The organism is Nonomuraea zeae, from assembly GCF_005889725.1.
GTDB lineage: Bacteria > Actinomycetota > Actinomycetes > Streptosporangiales > Streptosporangiaceae > Nonomuraea > Nonomuraea zeae.
In genome coordinates this window covers 1-14,836 of sequence record NZ_VCKX01000291.1, presented here as the reverse complement: position 1 = coordinate 14,836, position 14,836 = coordinate 1, and the positions used below count along the sequence as shown (strand labels likewise).

Below are 14,836 nucleotides of genomic sequence, written 5' to 3'. Positions count from 1 at the left end.
GGCTGGGACCGGGCGCTTACGGGGGCGCTCTGCGCGGCGGCCGGGGTGCCGGTGGTCGTGGAGGCGGTGGCCAAGGGGCATCGGCATCGGGCCGTCGTCGCCACCGGATGGCCGCTTACCCGCTGGCTCAGGAGGTTCAGGCCCGATCCGTTGCGCAGGCTGCGCATCGGCGTCGCCCAGCCGGGGAGACCGGACCGGGAGCTCGTCGGCCGTACCTCGGTTCCCGGGGCGTCGGCCGTACAGCGGGCTCAGGTCGAGACGGCGATCAGGGACGTCGGCGAGGCGGCCGCGTCCGGGCTGCCCGGGCCGTGGGCGGTGGCGGTGCGGCAGGCGGCGCGCGCCCGCTCGGACGAGCTCGCCGACGCGGTGGACAAGGCGGTGGCCAAGACGTCCGTCGGTGCGACGCGCCGCCCTCGGTGGTGGCGGGCGGTGAACGTCCTGCAGTGGCTGGTGTTCGCGACCATGCTGGCCGGTGCGCTGTGGCTGGGCGGGCTGTTCGGGATGGACTATCTCCGGCTGCCCCAGCCGCCGCTCCCGACCGTCGGCGTGGTGCCGTGGCCGACCGTGCTGCTGGTCGGAGGGGCGCTGGCCGGGGTCCTGATCGCGGTGCTGTCCAGGCTGGCCGCGTGGGCGGGCGGCCGGCGCAGAGCCCGCCGTACGGCCAAGGCCCTGCGCGCCGCCATCGGGCAGGTCGGGCACGCGTACGTGCTGGAGCCCGTGGAAGCGGAGCTGGACCGGCACGCCCGCTTCGCCGAAGCACTCGAACTGGCCCGAGCCTGAGCCCGCCCCTCGGGTGCCTGTCCCGGGCACCCGGGCCGGGTTGGCCGTGGGTTCCTTCGTGAGGCCGGGTTAGCGAGGCCGGTCAGGTGCGGGTTCGGGGGAGGAGCACGCCGGCCAGGGCCGCCCCCAGCAGTGCCGACGCCGAGGCGGCCAGGAAGGGCGCCGAGGCGCCGAAGTGCTGGCCGACACCCCCGGCCAGCACCACCGCCCAGAACATCGGCAGCGCCTCGATCACCACCAGCGACGCCAGCACGATCCCGAGCACCAGCATGAGCGCCACCAGCCGCGCCTGGACGCCGGCGCCCCACGAGCGGGAGCCGTAGATCGCGGCCCCCGCGATCCCGCCCACCGACAGCGCCGCCACCAGCAGTCCCGTCGCCGCGGGCGCGTCCCTGGCGACCGCGAGCGCGGGCAACCCCACTTGCAAGGCCCCGAGGGTCCCGCCGAGCAGCAGCACCACGGCCAGCAGCACCAGCATCCGGCGGTCGGCGAACACCCGTCCCCGCTCCGGCGGCCGGGCGGCCGAGCCCGCCCGTAACGCCCGCGAGAAGGCCAGCGTTCCGGCCCCCGCCGCCACGGCCACCAGGCCCAGCGCCAGAGAGGCGGAGGCCACCGCGATCACCAGCCCGAATGCCAGCGGCCCGATGAGCATGGCCAGCTCCTGCACGAGGTACACGAGGCTGTAGGCGGCGGTCCGTCCCTCGCCCGGCAGGCGGCGGCCCCATTCGATCCGCATGCTGACGGAGATCGGCGGCAGCCCGAGCCCGGCCACCCAGGCCAGCGCCACCACGCACCACCACGGCCATCCGCCCACCGCGCAGGCCACCAGCGCCACCAGCCCAGCGACGTGCAGCAGCGCGGTGACGGCCAGCACCGGGCGGGCTCCTCGCCGGTCCATGAGCCGCCCCTGGACCGGCCTGCCCATGCCCGCCCCGGCGGAGAACGCCGCCGCGGTCGCCCCGGCCAGTGCCAGCGAGCCGCTCTCCTGCTGCACGACGAGCACGGTCCCGACCGGCGCGACCTGCTGCGTGAGCTGTGCCAGGAAGCCGAGCACGCCCTGCGCCGCCACCCCGGGAAGGCGGAGCAGCCGGTGGTACGGCACGCTCGCTCCCATATGCCGCACGCTACCCCCGAGATCAGGACGTGGGGCAGCCGTTGGCCTGGTTGCGCCGGTCGATGCTCTTCTGGGGCGTCGCCTTGGCGTGCGCGTACACGACGGCCAGCTCGGACGAGTGGAGAGAGCCGCCGCTCACGAACCAGCGGTCGGGCACGGATTTCCGCAGCTCGTAGCCGGCCTTGATGTCGGTGGGGTCGAACACCATGAATTCCTCGATGTCCACCCCGCGCTCCCTCAGCATCGTCCGTACCTCGGCGACGGTCTTGTTGCGGTACGGCACGCAGTGCAGGGGCTCGCCCTTGACGTCCCAGGAGGTGAAGCCGTGATAGCGCTCGCCGGGCTTGGCCTTCCGGCCGACCTCGATCCGCGCGGTGCCCTTGAAGCCGACGGGGATCTTCACCCCGATGGCGCAGCCGTCCAGCTTGTCGCACGGCCCTGGCGGGTAGATGCCCTTGATGTCGGTGATGTAGTTCAGGTCCGGAGCGGTGGGGAAGACCTGGCCCTCGAAGGCCGCCGAGGCGGGCACCACGATGAGCGAGACGTCCAGCCCCACCGAGCGCAGCTGCTCCTCGTACGTCTCGGGTGCGGCGTAGAGGTCCTTGATCTGGATGACGTAGTAGCCGCCCTCCTGCCGGATGTCGAGCGCGGCGGCGTAGGAGGCCGGCAGCAGCCAGGTCACCGCCACGACGGCGGCGGTCAGCAGGGCGCCCGCCGGGATGGCCACCCGCCGGCGCGGCCTTCTGCGGGCCTTGCCCGGAGTGGGCTCGCTCGCCATGATCTCGTGCATCAGGTCGCGAGCGTCCTCGCCGACCTCGGTGACGGGCGGCGCCGCGAACCGGGCGACGATCCGGTCGATGTCCTGGGTCATGACCGCCCCTTCGCGAGAGAGACGGCACGGGCGCCGAAGCCGGTGAGGTCGGGGTCCTGCTCGGCCAGCTCCTTGGCCAGCCGTTTGCGGGCGCGGTGCAGCCGGATCCTGGCGGCTCCGCGTGAGCAGCCGAGCACCTTCGCGATCTCGGGCCCGGTGAGCCCCTCCCAGGCGGTGAGCGCGAGCAGCTCCCTGTCGTCGTCGGAGAGCCGCTTGAACGCCTCGTACGCGGAGTCGTGCTGGACGACGGTGTCCGCCCAGGTCGTGACCTCCGCGCGCAGCCGGACGGCCAGGGCGGTCCTGCGTTCCTCGGCGCGGAAGTGGTTGGCGAGCACGCGCCTGGCGACCCCGTACAGCCAGAGCCTGGCCTCGTCGCCCTCCGGGACGTCGTCCAGCCGGCGCCAGGCCGTGGTGAACGTCTCCGCGATCACGTCCGCGACGTCGTCGGGGGAGCTGGCGCGCCGCCTGACGTAGGTGGCGATGGCGGGATAGTGCGTCATGTACATCTCCTCGAAGCGCGGTCCGGGCTCAGGCGGGCCCATGCGGTGGTCCTTCCGATCGGCGAACACACCTGAGGAGATGTCTGGATAAGTCGGAGTGTTTCACTCGGTTCCGAGGGAGTCGGCGACCGCGCGCAGGGCCGACAGGAGCGGGCGCAGGAGGGGATGGGACTCGGCGCCACGGCGTACGGCGGCGAAGACCCGGCGCTCGGGCCCGGGGGTGTGGCGCACGGCGACCCCGGGCAGCGCCATGTCACGCAGCGCCAGCCGGGGCACCAGCGCCACCCCCACCCCGGCGCCCACCAGGGCGACCACGGCGCGGAAGTCGTCGGAGCAGTGTGCCAGGTTCGGGGTGAACCCCGCCTGCTGGCACGCGAACGTGATCACGTCGTGCACCGGGTTGCCGGGGTAGGGGCCGATCCAGGTCTCGGCGGCGAGCGACACCAGGGTGGCCGACTCGGCGGCGGGATGGTCGTGGGGGAGCACCAGGTCGAAGGGCTCGGCGTAGAGGGGCAGACGCGACAGGCGGCGGTCGGCGGCGTCGGGCGCGCCCCGGTACTCGACCGTGACGGCCAGGTCGGCCTCGCCGTCCAGCAGCATGGCCAGGCTGTGGTCGCCCTCGGCGTCGAGCACGCGGACGTGCAGCCCGGGGGCGGTGGTCCGCAGCACGGCGATGGCGGGGGAGAGCGCGGCGCTGATCGCGGTGGCGAAGCAGGCCACCGTGACCTCGCCCGCCTCGCCCGTCGTGTACGCGGCCACCTCGGCCTCGGCGCGTTCGAGCTGGGCGAGCACCTCGTTGGCATGGCCGACCATGATCTTGCCGACGGCGGTGAGGTGGACGCCGCGGCCGTCACGGGTGAACAGCCGGTGGCCCACCTCGTGCTCCAGCGCGACGAGCTGCTGGGACACGGCGGAAGGGGTGAGGTGCAGCGCCGCAGCGGCGGCGGTGACCGTGCCGTGGTCGGCCACCGCGCGCAGCGTGCGCAGCCGCCGCGTGTCTATCACGCTGCGAGAATACTCACCCCAGGCCGCTCACGAACCGCCCGCCGTCCGGGACCCGCGCCCCCGCAGGCCGCGGCACACTCTCGCGGGACGGCCCGCTCTCGGGACGGCAGACCCTCGCGGGACGGCCCGCTCTCGGGACGGCAGACCCTCGCGGGACGGCGCGCGCCGTGGAGGTGCGGCTCAGCCGCGGGCCTGGATGAACGCCTGCACCGCGCGCTCGACGTCCTCGGCCGAGTGCGCGGCCGAGAGCTGGACCCGGATCCTGGCCTGGCCATGCGGCACGACGGGATAGGAGAAGCCGATGACATAGATGCCGAGGTCGAGCAGCCGCTCGGCCATGGCCGCGGCCTCGGCGGCGTCGCCGATCATCACGGGCACGATCGGGTGCTCGCCGGGCAGGACGTCGAACCCGGCCTCGGTCATCGCCTTGCGGAAGTACGCGGTGTTCGAGCGGAGCCGCTCACGGGCCTCGCTGGAGGTCTCCAGCAGGTCGAGGATGCGCAGCGACGCGGAGGCGATCACCGGGGCGAGGGAGTTGGAGAACAGGTAAGGGCGCGAGCGCTGCCGCAGCAGCTCGCAGATCTCCTTGCGGGCCGAGACGTAGCCGCCACTGGCCCCGCCGAGCGCCTTGCCCAGCGTGCCGGTGACGATGTCGATCCGGTCGGTGACGCCGTGCAGCTCGGGCGTGCCGCGGCCGGTCGGGCCGACGAAGCCGACGGCGTGGGAGTCGTCGACCATGACCATGGCGTCGTACTGATCGGCCAGGTCGCAGATCTCCCGCAACGGCGCGAAATATCCGTCCATGGAGAACACGCCGTCGGTCACGATCAGCCGCCGCCGCGCGTCCGCCGACTCCTTCAGCCTGGACTCCAGCTCGGCCATGTCGCGGTTGGCGTAGCGGAAGCGCTGGGCCTTGGAGAGCCTGATGCCGTCGATGATGCTGGCGTGGTTGAGCGCGTCGGAGATCACCGCGTCCTGGGCGTCGAGGATCGTCTCGAACACGCCGCCGTTCGCGTCGAAGCAGGAGCTGTAGAGGACGGTGTCCTCCATGCCGAGAAAGTCCGACAGGCGGGCTTCGAGCTCCTTGTGCACCTCCTGGGTGCCGCAGATGAACCGTACGGAAGCCATGCCGAAGCCCCACCGGTCCAGCGCCTGCTTGGCGGCCTCCACCACGGCCGGGTCGTCGGCCAGGCCCAGGTAGTTGTTGGCGCAGAAGTTCAGCACCTCGCGACCGGCCACGCTCACCTGGGAGCTCTGCGGGGTGGTGATCACCCGTTCGGGCTTGAGCAGCCCGGCCTCGGTGATCTCGTCGAGCGTCGTACGCAGCTGCTCGCGCACGTTTGTGAACATCAAGAGCTCCAATCCAGGATGACCTTGCCCGTGCGGCCGCTCGCGGCCGTGTCGAAGGCGTCGTCGAAATCGCGGTACGAGAAACGATCGGTGATCACCGGGGAGAGATCGAGGCCCTTCTCCAGCAGGACGGACATGTTGTACCAGGTCTCGAACATCTCTCGCCCGTACACGCCCTTGATGGTGATCATCGACGTCACGATCGTGGCCCAGTCGACGGCGAACTCCTCGGCGGGCAGCCCGAGCATGGCGATCTTGCCGCCGTGGGTCATGTTCGCGATCATGTCGCGCATGGCGCCCGGGTTGCCGGACATCTCCAGCCCCACGTCGAAGCCCTCACGCATGTGGAGCTGCCGCATGCCCTCGGCGATCGTGGCCCTGGAGACGTTCAGGGCGAGCGAGACGCCGAGCTTGCCGGCCAGGTCGAGCCGCTCGTCGCTGACGTCGGTGATCATCACGTTGCGCGCGCCCACGTGGGTGGCCACGGCCGCCGCCATGAGCCCGATCGGGCCCGCGCCGGTGATCAGCACGTCCTCGCCGACCAGGGGGAAGGACAACGCGGTGTGTACGGCGTTCCCGAACGGGTCGAAGATGGCCGCCACGTCGGGATGGACCGGCACCCGGTGCACCCAGACGTTGGCGGCGGGCAGCGTGACGAATTCGGCGAAGGCGCCGTCCCTGTTGACCCCCAGCCCGATCGTGTTGCGGCACAGGTGCCTGCGGCCCGCCATGCAGTTGCGGCACTTGCCGCAGACGAGGTGCCCCTCGCCGCTGACGAGGTCGCCGACGGAGATGTCCTCGACGCCCGGCGCCACCTCGACCACGTGCCCGGAGAACTCGTGTCCCACGATGAGCGGCAGCTCCAGAGTATGCCGCGCCCAATCATCAAATTTGCGGATATGTAGGTCAGTGCCACAAATGCCGGTCTTCACCACCCGGACCTTGACCTCGCCCGGGCCCACCTCGGGCTCGGGCACCTCGACCAGCCGGAGTCCAGGCTCGGGCTTCTCCTTGACCAGCGCTTTCATGGCTCCATCCCCCTAGGTCCGAACCTAACGCACTGTGCCCGTTCCCCTCCGAGCATGTCCATCGAAGGATTCTTAAGTGCCCCCACAGCTCAGCTTCACGCGGCGGCCCGGCCAGGAGCAATTACGCAAGATATTTGACTTAGTAGGATGGCGGGACTAGACCTCAGGAGGACTCGGTGCGACAGCAGAGCGGCGACGCCTCCCTCTTGCGCAGGCTCAACTCGGCGGCCATCCTCCGCATCCTGCGCGAGACAGAGGTGGCCACGCTGTCGGAGCTGGCCAGGGCGGCCCGCGTGTCGCGGCCGACCGCCGAGGTGATCGTCGAGGACCTGGTCGCCGACGGCTGGGCCGAAGAGTGCGAGGAGGACCAGGGCGACCGCCAGCGCGGGCGGCCGGCCCGGCGCTTCAGGTTCCGCGCCGCGTCCGGGCACGTGATCGGCGTCGGCATCGGCGCCTCCCGGCTGCGGGCCATGGTCGCCGACCTCAACGGCACGATCGTGGCCACCCACCGTGTGCCCAACCACCGCGACATGCCCGCGGAGGAGCGGCTGGAGGCCGTCGCCGAGCTCGCCGCCACGGTCGCCGCCCAGGCCGGGCTGGCCGTCGCGGACGCCGCCGCCGTCGGAGTGGGCACCACGGGCACCGTGGACGGCGCGGGCCGGGTGGTCAAGAGCATCGCGCTGTCCGGCTGGACGGGCCTCGACCTGCAGGGCGAGCTGCGCCGCAGGATCCCGGCCCCCGTGCTGGTCGAGAACGACATGCGGCTCGCGGTGCTGGCCGAGCACTGGCGCGGCGCGGCCCAGGGCCGTGACGACGTGGTCTACCTCTTCACCGGCGACCGGATCGGGATGGGCCTGCTCATCGGCGGGCGCCCGCACCGGGGCGCGCACGCGGCCTCCGGCGAGATCGGCGCCCAGCCGCACGAGAACTGGGCCGCCTTCCGGCACGTGATGGACTACGCGATGGCGGCGGAGCCGGGCGAGCTGCGCTCCAGCCGGCAGAGCGCCGAGTTCGCCATCGCCAGGGCGCGGGCGGGCGAGGAGAAGGCCGAGCAGGCGGTCAAGGAGTTCGCGCGCGGCCTGGCCGCCGGGCTGATCACGGTGGTCAACCCGCTCGACCCCGACCTGGTCGTGATCGGCGGGAGCCTGTCCTCGGCCGGCGACCTGCTGGTCGCGCCGATCAAGGAGCTGTTCGAGGACTACTGCCTCTATCCACCCGAGGTCGTGGCCTCCGGGCTGGGCAGCGAGTGCATCACGCTCGGAGCGGTGCGGCTGGCTCTGGACCAGGCCGACCGGCTGCTGTTTACCCAACCTTCTTAAGTAACTATCCCGTCACGAGGCCCGTGTTCCCTGGTCATGCGCGGGCGTCGTGCGCGGAGTTGCTCGATTAACACTAGTTATTTGCATAAATAGCCGCTAATCTCCAGCCCATGCTTGAGCGCCTGAGACGCGACTGGACGCTGCTGGCGTTGTGCTTGCCAGGTGTCCTCTACTTCGTGACGTTCTTCTACGTGCCCCTGCTGGGCAACGTGATCGCCTTCAAGGACTACGCGCCGTTCCTCGGCATCTCGGGCAGCCCGTGGGTGGGCCTGGACAACTTCGTGGCGCTACTCGAAGAGCCGGAGTTCTGGAGCGCGGTCGGCAACACCCTGCAGATCACCGCCCTGCAGCTCGTCCTCTACTTCCCCGCGCCGATCGCGCTCGCGCTCCTGCTGAACTCCCTGGTCGGACACCGGATCAAGCGCTTCATCCAGACCGTGGTCTACCTGCCGCACTTCCTGTCGTGGGTCGTGGTGGTCGCGATGTTCCAGCAGGTCATCGGGGGCGCGGGCACGGTGAGCACGTTCCTGAACTCCCACGGGATCACCATCGGCAACCTGATGTCGAACGCGGACACCTTCAAGCTCCTCGTGACCGCGCAGGTGATCTGGAAGGACTGCGGGTGGGGGACGATCATCTTCCTCGCCGCGATCACCGCCATCGACATGAGCCACTACGAGGCCGCGGCCATCGACGGCGCCGACTGGAAACGCCGCCTGTGGCACGTGACGCTGCCCGGCATCCGCTCGGTGATCCTCATGATGCTCATCCTGCGGCTGGGCGACATCCTGTCCGTCGGGTTCGAGCAGATGGTCCTGCAACGGGACGCCGTGGGCGCGGGAGCGGCCGAGGTGATCGACACCTACGTCTACTACCACGGCATCCGCGACGGTGACTGGGGGATGAGCACCGCGGCGGGGCTCATGAAGGGGCTCATCGGCGCGGCGCTGATCTACGCGGCCAACAAGCTCGCACACCGCTTCGGAGAGCAGGGGATCTACCGATGAGAGCGCCGTGGATGGAGCGCCCCACTGTGGCGGGGCGCACGCTCAAGTTCGTCGTGCTGGCCGCGATCACGCTGATCGTGCTGTATCCGTTCGGGCTGGCGGTGGGCACGAGCCTGATGGGCCGCGCGGAGAGCATCGCCAACGGCGGCAGCTACGTGCTGTGGCCCTCGCACCCCACCTTCGAGGCGTACGAGCTGATCCTGTCCGGCGGCTCGGTCACCAGGTCGGTGCTGATCAGCATCGGCATCACGCTCACCGGCACCGCGCTGAGCCTGATCTGCACGGTCTTCCTCGGGTACGCGCTGTCGCGCCGCGGCATGCTCGGCGGCAAGCCGATCCTGCTGATGGTGCTGGCCACGTTCCTGTTCACGCCGGGCATGATCCCGAGCTACCTCATGGTCAAAGAGCTCGGGATGATCGACACCTACCAGTCGCTCATCGTCCCGGTGCTCGTCAACGCCTTCAACGTGGTCGTCGTCCGGTCGTTCTTCCAGAACCTGCCGGAGGAGCTGTTCGAGGCCGCGCGCATGGACGGGTGCGGCGAGTTCCGGATGATGTGGCGGATCGCGCTGCCGCTGTCGAAGGCGGTCATCGCGGTGGTCGGCCTGTTCTACGCGGTCTCGTACTGGAACACGTTCTTCACCGCGATCCTCTACATCAACGACCAGACCAAGCATCCGATCCAGGTCGTGCTGCGGCAGTACATCTTCCGCGGCACCGCGGCCACCGGCTCGGACGTGGCGATCGTGCGGGACCTGCCCGCCTCGTCGGTGCAGATGGCGGTGCTGATCACCGCGCTCGTGCCGATCCTGCTCGCCTACCCCTTCCTCCAGAAGTACTTCACCAAGGGCGTCCTGACCGGCGCCATCAAGGGCTGAACCCCCCGGTTTACAGGGAGAGACCATGTCATCAACCATGTCCCGTCGCGGATTCCTCGGACTCGCGCTCGCCGGCGCCACGGTCGCCGGGCTCGCCGCCTGCGGGGGTGAGGGCGGCGCGGCAGGCGTGCGGAAGGGCGGCGCCGAGCTGTCCAAGAAGCTGACGCTGCCCGCGTACACGGCGGCCAAGATCCCCACGCCTGACCTGCCCATCGACGCGGGGCAGGACCCGGCGTACCTGAAGTATCCGGCCGAGCTGGTCAAGTCGGTCGCCGCACCGCCCGGCGACGGCAAGAAGATCACCTCGCTCACCCAGACGTGGGACGTGGCGCCGCCGGCGCCCGGCCGGAACGCCTACCTCCAGGAGCTGAGCAAGGCCCTGGGCTCCGAGTGGAGCATGAACATCGTGGTCGGCGACGGCTACCCGGACAAGTTCAACGCGATCATCGCCAGCGACGACCTGCCGGACCTGGTCTGGTTCCCGCCGAACCAGGGCCTGCAACGGGTGCCCGAGCTGCTGGAGGCCAAGTTCCACGACCTGACGTCGCACCTTAGCGGGGACGCGATCAAGAAGTATCCCAACCTGGCCAACCTGGGCGACGTGACCTGGAAGTCCGCCGTCACCAACGGGAAGCTGTTCGGCGTGGCGGTCGCCTACAGCAGGTTCGGGCAGGTGTTCCTGGTCGACCAGGACTACTGGGCGCCGGTCGGCGGCACCAGCTTCACCTCGGCCGACGACTTCCTGGACAAGGCCAAGCAGCTGCTCGACGTGAAAAAGAACAAGTACCCGCTCGAACCGTCGTACTACAACCACGTCCACATGTTCAGCCACTGGTACGGCGCCCCGAACACGTGGAAGCTCGCCGGCGGCAAGCTCACCCACCAGTTCGAGACCCCCGAGTACCAGGCCGCGCTGGAGCTGGCGGTCAAGTGCTTCAAGGCGAACCTGTTCTGGCCCGACCCGGCCCTGGCCACCATCAAGGACAAGGTCGCCAACGGCCAGATCGGCGCGTACGTCGAGTCGTTCCCCGGTTTCCTGAACGACGCCAAGACCCAGAAGTACAACCTCGGCGCCATCGTGCCCTTCGCCGCGACCCCCGGGTCCAAGCCCGTCTACAACGCCGGTCTGGGGTCGGTAGGCTTCACCTCGATCAGCAAGAAGGTGCCCGCCGAGCGGGTCGAGACCCTGCTCAAGGTGCTCGACTACCTGGCGGCCCCGTTCGGCACGGAGGAATATCAGCTCGTCAACTTCGGCATCGAGGGCACCCATTTCACCAAGAAGGACGGCGACCTGGCCTTCACCGACAAGGGCGCGGCCGAGGTGCCCACCACGCAGCAGCCGATCTCGTTCGTGATCGGGTCGCCCTCCGCGCTCTTCCTGCCCGGGCAGCCCGAGCGCACGAAGCTCATTCACGACTTCGAGACCAAGGTCGCGCCGATGCTGCAGGAACGCGTCACGACGGGCCACTTCTCGGACACCTACACGCAGAAGAACGGCGAGCTCAGCACCATGGGCACGGACATGGTCGTGGACATCGTCACCGGCCGCAAGCCGCTCTCGGACTGGCCGGCCTTCGTCAAGAAGTGGCTGGGCAAGGGCGGCGAGGCGATGCGGGCCGAGTACGAGGCCTCCATCGCCAAGGGTTGATCGTTTTGTTGAAAGGACACCAGTGGAAGACCTGCGCATCGGAGTGATCGGCCTCGGCCTGCGGACGAGCCTCGCCCTCGCGGCCCACCGGCCGGGGAAGGGCTCGGTCGTGACCGCGCTGTGCGACTCCGACCCGGCCGTGCTCAAGAGGCAGGCCGGGAGGTTCGAGGCGGAGTACCTGACCGAGGACTACCGCGAGCTGCTCGACCGGCCGGACCTCGACGCGATCGTGGTGAACACGCCGGACGACACCCACGAGCGGCTGGCCATCGACTGCCTGGAGGCCGGCAAGCCGGTCTACCTGGAGAAGCCGATGGCCATCACGGTGGAGGGCTGCGACAACATCCTGCGCGCCGCCCGCCGGACCGGCACCAAACTGTACGTCGGGCACAACATGCGGCACATGGGCGTGGTCCGCCTCATGCGGGACATCATCCGGAAGGGCGTCATCGGCGAGCCGAAGACCGTCTGGGTGCGGCACTTCGTGTCCTACGGCGGCGACTACTACTTCAAGGACTGGCACGCCGACCGCACCCGTACGACCGGGCTGCTGCTGCAGAAGGCGGCGCACGACCTCGACGTCATCCACTGGCTCGCGGGCGGCTACACCACCAGGGTGAACGCCTTCGGCGACCTCATGGTCTACGGCGACCTGCCGCGCCGCGAGCCGGGCACGCCGCGGCCCGAGGGCTGGCTGAAGGACTTCGACTGGCCGCCCACGGCCCGCCGCGACCTGCACCACGTCGTGGACGTGGAGGACGTGTCGGTGATGAACATGCGGCTGGACAACGGTGTCATCGCCGCCTACCAGCAGTGCCACTTCACGCCCGACTACGTGCGCAACTACACGGTCATCGGCACCGAGGGGCGGCTGGAGAACTTCGGCGACGGGCCGGGGGACACGGTCAAGGTGTGGAACACGGGGCCCGCCGGGTATCGCGGCGAGGGCGACATCACGTACAAGGTGCCTGCGGCGCAGGGGTCGCACGGGGGCGCGGACCCGGAGATCCTGGCGGAGTTCTGCCGGTTCGTCCGGGACGGCGGCGTCACGGACACCTCTCCGGTGGCGGCGCGGATGAGCGTGGCGGCCGGGTACATGGCCACGATGTCGCTGCGGGACGGGGGCATGCCGTACGACGTGCCGGCCCTGGATCCGGAGCTGGCCGCGTACTTCGACAACGGGCAGCGCTGATCTCCCGGAACCAGGGCGGCCGACCGGACAGTACCTATGTGTGGATATGTCGACACGTGGCCGTATACGTGACGGGGACAAGGCGGCCTTCGGCCAGCTCTTCGACGAGTGCTCGAAGGCCGTCTACAACCATGCCTTCCGCCTGACCGCCGACTGGTCGGCGGCCGAGGACGTGATGGCGCTGACGTTCCTCGAAGCCTGGCGGCTGCGCGCGAAGATCGACGCGGAGGGCGGCTCGTTACGGCCGTGGCTGCTCGGCATCGCCACGAACGTCGCCCGCAACGTGCGCCGGGCCGCGCGCCGCCATGACGACGCCCTGGCCAGGCTGCCGAGGGGCGAGGAGACGCCGGACTTCGCCGACGAGGTCGTGGGCCGCATCGACGACGCCGAGCGGCTGGCCGCCGTCCGCCAGGCGTACGGGCGGCTGCGGCGCCAGGAGCAGGACGTGTTCGCGCTGTGCGTCTGGGCGGGACTCGACTACGCCCAGGCGGCCGAGGCGCTCGGCATCCCGGTGGGCACCGTGCGGTCCCGGCTGTCGAGGGCGCGCAAGAAACTCGCGGGCACCGGGGAACCGCCGCCCGGCCCCCGACAGGTAATAGGTGACCGCGGCCCCGCGAAGGAGGAGATCCGATGAACTGGCCGGCCGAACGCGATCTTCCTGAGGGCCGTCACCGATTGCTCAAGGAGTTCGTGATGACCGAGATCGACGACCAGCCGCGCAGGCGGCGGTTCCGGCGGCTCCCGCGCCCCGCCGTCCTGGCCCCAGCTCTGGGCCTGGTGGCCGCCGTGGCCGTGGCCGTGGCCGTGCCGCTGCTGCTCGGCGGCGGGCCCGCGTACGCGGTGGACAGGAGCGCCGACGGCCTCCTCCACATCACCATCAACGAGGCCAAGGACCCGGACAAGCTCCAGGCCGACCTGCGGGACATGGGGGCCGATGTGGTGGTGAACTACATCCCGTCCGGCAAGAAGTGCAGCCCGCAGCCGCGCAGCAGCCGCTTCCTCGACAAGGAGGAGGCGCCGCTCGTGGTATGGCCCGGGCCGGAGGAGTACGGGGAGGGCTTCACCATCGACCCGCGGGTGATCGGTCCCGGGCAGACGGGGGTGCTGGAGTTCAGCGTCTCCGAGCGGCCCGGCAGGGTGGTGGCGGGGATCTGGGCCAGGGTGGGCGAGGCCCCGATCGCCGACTGCGAGCTGGTGGACACCAAGGACGCGCCGCTTTCGCACTGATTCACAGGGGGACGATGCCCGCCACGCGAACCGCGCGGCGGGCATCGTCGCGCAGGTGGGGACTCCAGGACTGGAAATACCGTTCCAACCATGCAACACTGTTGCAAGATTGGAACATGGTTGGTCGAGGAAGACATCAGCACAACGAGATCAATGCGGTCCTCAAAGTGATCCGCAAGATCGAGTCGTTGACTGTGGTGGAGAGCCACAATGGGCACCGCTGGGGATGGGTCGAATGCAGTTGCGGGGTCAAGCCGCACTCCATCTGGTGCACACCACGCAACCCGGGGAACCACGCGAGAAACATCCTCGAATGGGCGGGCGAGCATGTCACCTGCGGCACGAGCAAGGAGGACTCATGACCACCTGGAACTTCCGCGTCATACTCAACCGGGAGCCTACCGATGAGGAGATCATCGCGCTCTACGACGCGGGCCTGGACGACTGCTCGGTCGCGGGAGGCCGCGAGGGCGACATGCACCTCATGTGCACACGTGAGGCGGACAATCTGCTCGACGCCATCGCGTCGGTGCTCATCGAGGTCAGGACGGTCCCCGGCTTGTGGGCGGTGGGCGTCGGACAGGGCGACGGGGTGACGCTGGGCGACGCGGCGCGGCGGCACGGCGGCCGGACGCAGGCCAGTCTGCGGCAGCTCGCCAGCGGGCAGCGGGGGCCTGGTGGCTTCCCCCGGCCCGTCATCGAAGCTGACAACATCAGCATCTACTCCTGGGCGGAGGTCTCGGACTGGCTGCGGGTCAAGATGGGGGATGACATCCCGGCGGTGCCACGTGACATCGCGCTGGCCGACGCGGCGGTCAAGCTCGCCTGCCGGGCCAGGGCCGCCCACCAGGAGACACGGGTCCGCCACCTGGTCGGCGTCGCCTGAGCTCGCCGGCCGGACCACCCCCGCACCGGCC

14 protein-coding genes and 1 pseudogene are annotated in these 14,836 nt (G+C 70.2%); 9 read left to right on the top strand and 6 right to left on the bottom strand.

Translation table 11 applies throughout. The annotated features are described in order from the left end of the window. Nucleotides 1-780, top strand: a pseudogene (locus tag ETD85_RS50590) (ABC transporter); the annotation flags it as partial. An 82-nt stretch (nucleotides 781-862) separates the two neighbouring features. On the opposite strand, the gene ETD85_RS50585 reads toward ETD85_RS50590, so the two are convergent. From ETD85_RS50585 to tdh, 6 genes are all read right to left on the bottom strand, one after another. Next, entirely contained in the window at nucleotides 863-1,894 is a 1,032-nt protein-coding gene (locus ETD85_RS50585; protein ID WP_138697015.1) for an MFS transporter, read from the bottom strand. A gap of 22 nt (nucleotides 1,895-1,916) precedes the next feature. After that, complete coding sequence (locus ETD85_RS50580) at nucleotides 1,917-2,765, bottom strand: hypothetical protein (protein ID WP_138697014.1); 849 nt, start codon at nucleotides 2,763-2,765, stop codon at nucleotides 1,917-1,919. Then, nucleotides 2,762-3,307, bottom strand: a complete 546-nt coding sequence (locus ETD85_RS50575; RefSeq protein WP_138697013.1) for an RNA polymerase sigma factor — start codon at nucleotides 3,305-3,307, stop codon at nucleotides 2,762-2,764. Before ETD85_RS50575 ends, ETD85_RS50580 begins: the two co-directional genes overlap by 4 nt. 60 nt (nucleotides 3,308-3,367) lie before the next feature. Beyond that, a complete protein-coding gene (locus ETD85_RS50570) occupies nucleotides 3,368-4,270 on the bottom strand; it encodes a LysR family transcriptional regulator (RefSeq protein WP_138697012.1) in 903 nt (300 codons plus the stop codon). A gap of 180 nt (nucleotides 4,271-4,450) precedes the next feature. Then, a complete protein-coding gene (locus tag ETD85_RS50565; RefSeq protein ID WP_138697011.1) occupies nucleotides 4,451-5,620 on the bottom strand; it encodes a glycine C-acetyltransferase in 1,170 nt (389 codons plus the stop codon). Further along, nucleotides 5,620-6,648 carry an L-threonine 3-dehydrogenase gene (gene tdh / locus ETD85_RS50560; RefSeq protein WP_138697010.1) on the bottom strand — a complete coding sequence of 343 codons (1,029 nt, stop codon included), beginning with the start codon at nucleotides 6,646-6,648 and terminating at the stop codon, nucleotides 5,620-5,622. The genes ETD85_RS50565 and tdh overlap by 1 nt, the downstream gene beginning before the upstream one ends. 176 nt (nucleotides 6,649-6,824) lie before the next feature. On the opposite strand from tdh, the gene ETD85_RS50555 reads away from it, so the two are divergent. The 8 genes from ETD85_RS50555 (at nucleotide 6,825) to ETD85_RS50520 (ending at nucleotide 14,805) form a co-directional block, all read left to right on the top strand. Beyond that, a complete protein-coding gene (locus ETD85_RS50555; protein WP_138697009.1) occupies nucleotides 6,825-7,967 on the top strand; it encodes an ROK family protein in 1,143 nt (380 codons plus the stop codon). A gap of 110 nt (nucleotides 7,968-8,077) precedes the next feature. Further along, nucleotides 8,078-8,974 carry an ABC transporter permease gene (locus tag ETD85_RS50550; protein ID WP_138697008.1) on the top strand — a complete coding sequence of 299 codons (897 nt, stop codon included), beginning with the start codon at nucleotides 8,078-8,080 and terminating at the stop codon, nucleotides 8,972-8,974. A gap of 11 nt (nucleotides 8,975-8,985) precedes the next feature. Continuing rightward, nucleotides 8,986-9,852 (top strand): carbohydrate ABC transporter permease, encoded by an 867-nt coding sequence (locus ETD85_RS50545; protein ID WP_240779964.1) that lies wholly within the window; start codon nucleotides 8,986-8,988, stop codon nucleotides 9,850-9,852. 25 nt (nucleotides 9,853-9,877) lie between these two features. Continuing rightward, nucleotides 9,878-11,500 carry a type 2 periplasmic-binding domain-containing protein gene (locus tag ETD85_RS50540; protein ID WP_138697006.1) on the top strand — a complete coding sequence of 541 codons (1,623 nt, stop codon included), beginning with the start codon at nucleotides 9,878-9,880 and terminating at the stop codon, nucleotides 11,498-11,500. A 22-nt stretch (nucleotides 11,501-11,522) separates the two neighbouring features. Continuing rightward, entirely contained in the window at nucleotides 11,523-12,692 is a 1,170-nt protein-coding gene (locus ETD85_RS50535; protein ID WP_138697005.1) for a Gfo/Idh/MocA family protein, read from the top strand. A gap of 46 nt (nucleotides 12,693-12,738) precedes the next feature. Beyond that, a complete protein-coding gene (locus ETD85_RS50530; RefSeq protein ID WP_138697004.1) occupies nucleotides 12,739-13,326 on the top strand; it encodes an RNA polymerase sigma factor in 588 nt (195 codons plus the stop codon). After that, nucleotides 13,323-13,919 carry a hypothetical protein gene (locus tag ETD85_RS50525; RefSeq protein ID WP_138697003.1) on the top strand — a complete coding sequence of 199 codons (597 nt, stop codon included), beginning with the start codon at nucleotides 13,323-13,325 and terminating at the stop codon, nucleotides 13,917-13,919. The genes ETD85_RS50530 and ETD85_RS50525 overlap by 4 nt, the downstream gene beginning before the upstream one ends. A 358-nt stretch (nucleotides 13,920-14,277) precedes the next feature. Then, complete coding sequence (locus ETD85_RS50520; protein WP_138697002.1) at nucleotides 14,278-14,805, top strand: hypothetical protein; 528 nt, start codon at nucleotides 14,278-14,280, stop codon at nucleotides 14,803-14,805. The last annotated feature ends 31 nt before the right edge of the window (nucleotides 14,806-14,836 follow it).